The following is a 1,467-nucleotide window of genomic DNA, read 5'->3' as shown; positions in this document are numbered from 1 at the left end:
AGTCAACCGCGACGTGATCCGGACGGCGAACCGCTACGGGACGCCGGTCGTCGTCGGCGCGTACACGCCGACCGAGGCGATCGATGCCTACGAGGCCGGCGCCGACGCGGTGAAGGTGTTCCCCGCGAAGACCGGCGGCCCGGCCCACGTCGCGGCGATCGGCGGCCCGCTCCCGCAGGTCCCGCCCGTGCCGACCGGCGGCGTCGGCGCGGACAACGCGGGCGAGTACGTAGACGCCGGCGCGGTCGCGGTCGGCGTCGGCAGTTCGATCGTCGACGACGAGGCGATCGCCGCCGGCGACTTCGGCGCGATCCGGGCGAACGCCCGCGCGGTCGTCGAAGCCGTGGCCGCGGCCCGGGAGTGACCGCTCCGGATTCCGCCCCGGCTGCTCCGGCTGCGACGCTGGCGTCGCCACCCGGCGCCCGCTACCGCGCGGGCGACCGAGAGTCGTCGTCGGCGTCGGGCGAGGGGGACCGAGCCGCGTCCCACCCGCTGATACAGGCCTCGCAAAGGTAGTACGCGAAGCCGTCGACGTCCCGGTGCGCGAGCGAGGCGTCGATACCGCACCTCTCGCAGTTCATAGCCGCCCTCTACGCGAAGACGAATATATGTCTTCTGTTCGCAGTCGGATATCTGATAATTCGTCGCGGAACCGACGAAACGGAACTTCCGCCCGCTCCGCAGCGAGCGCTTACCGCAGCGCGTCGAGCTTGAACTCGAAGGCGGCGACCGGCACCTCCAGGTCGTGTTCGACGAGCACCGCCGGGTGGAGCTCGCCGATCACGCCGACGCGCTCGCCGTCGATCTCGACGTCGGCTACGCGGCCCTCGATGAACGAGGGGTGTTCGGTCCCCGGGGTCGACAGCTCGGCGTCGAAGTCCGCACAGAGCGCCTGGAGGCGCCCCTTCGCGGCCTCGTAGGAGGCGTCGCGGCGGGCGACCGCGCCGGCGACGTGCCGCGACTCGGCGACGTTCGTGTCCTCGGCGTCGTCGCGCCCGGCGACGAAGCCGACCTCGGCGACGTCCTGCGGGTAGGCGTTGTGCGTGTTCCGCTCCAACAGCACGACGAGCGAGGGGAGCGCCCAGGTGCGGAGTTGGGTGTACTCCTCGCTGTACGGCTCCGTGATCTCGACGGGGTCGCCGCCGCCGAAGGCGTCGATTCCCGCCTCGACGTTCATCCGGTCGTAGTTCTCGGTCCCGCTCGTCATGTGGAAGTTCAGCAGGTCCTCGAAGCCGAGCCCGACGAGGCTCGTCCGGACCGCGTCCTCTAACCGCGAGCGCTCGTGGCGGCCGCCGACGGTGCCCACGTCGGGGTAGCGCGGCTCCAGGTTGTCGAAGCCGTACGCGCGCCCCACGTCGTCGACTAAGTCGAGCGGGTGGAGCACGTCGACGCGGTACGGCGGGATCTCGACCTCGTAGCGCACGTCCTCGTCGAGCGTGTAGGCGGCGTCGAGGCCGGCGCGCTCGA

At 71.5% G+C, this 1,467-nt stretch carries 1 protein-coding gene and 2 pseudogenes; 1 reads left to right on the top strand and 2 read right to left on the bottom strand.

All coding sequences use genetic code 11. The annotated features are described in order from the left end of the window. Positions 1-364 (top strand): annotated as a pseudogene (locus tag U4E84_RS17240) (bifunctional 4-hydroxy-2-oxoglutarate aldolase/2-dehydro-3-deoxy-phosphogluconate aldolase); the annotation flags it as partial. Between the two features lie 61 nt (positions 365-425). Here U4E84_RS17240 and U4E84_RS17235 read toward each other — a convergent pair. Continuing rightward, positions 426-581 (bottom strand): hypothetical protein, encoded by a 156-nt coding sequence (locus U4E84_RS17235; RefSeq protein WP_322533324.1) that lies wholly within the window; start codon positions 579-581, stop codon positions 426-428. Between the two features lie 110 nt (positions 582-691). Continuing rightward, a pseudogene (locus U4E84_RS17230) lies at positions 692-1,467 on the bottom strand (phenylalanine--tRNA ligase subunit beta); the annotation flags it as partial.

This window comes from Halorubrum sp. AD140 (assembly GCF_034497445.1).
GTDB lineage: Archaea > Halobacteriota > Halobacteria > Halobacteriales > Haloferacaceae > Halorubrum.
The sequence above is the reverse complement of the archived record's forward strand: the minus strand, read 5'-3'. Positions and strand labels throughout refer to the sequence as shown.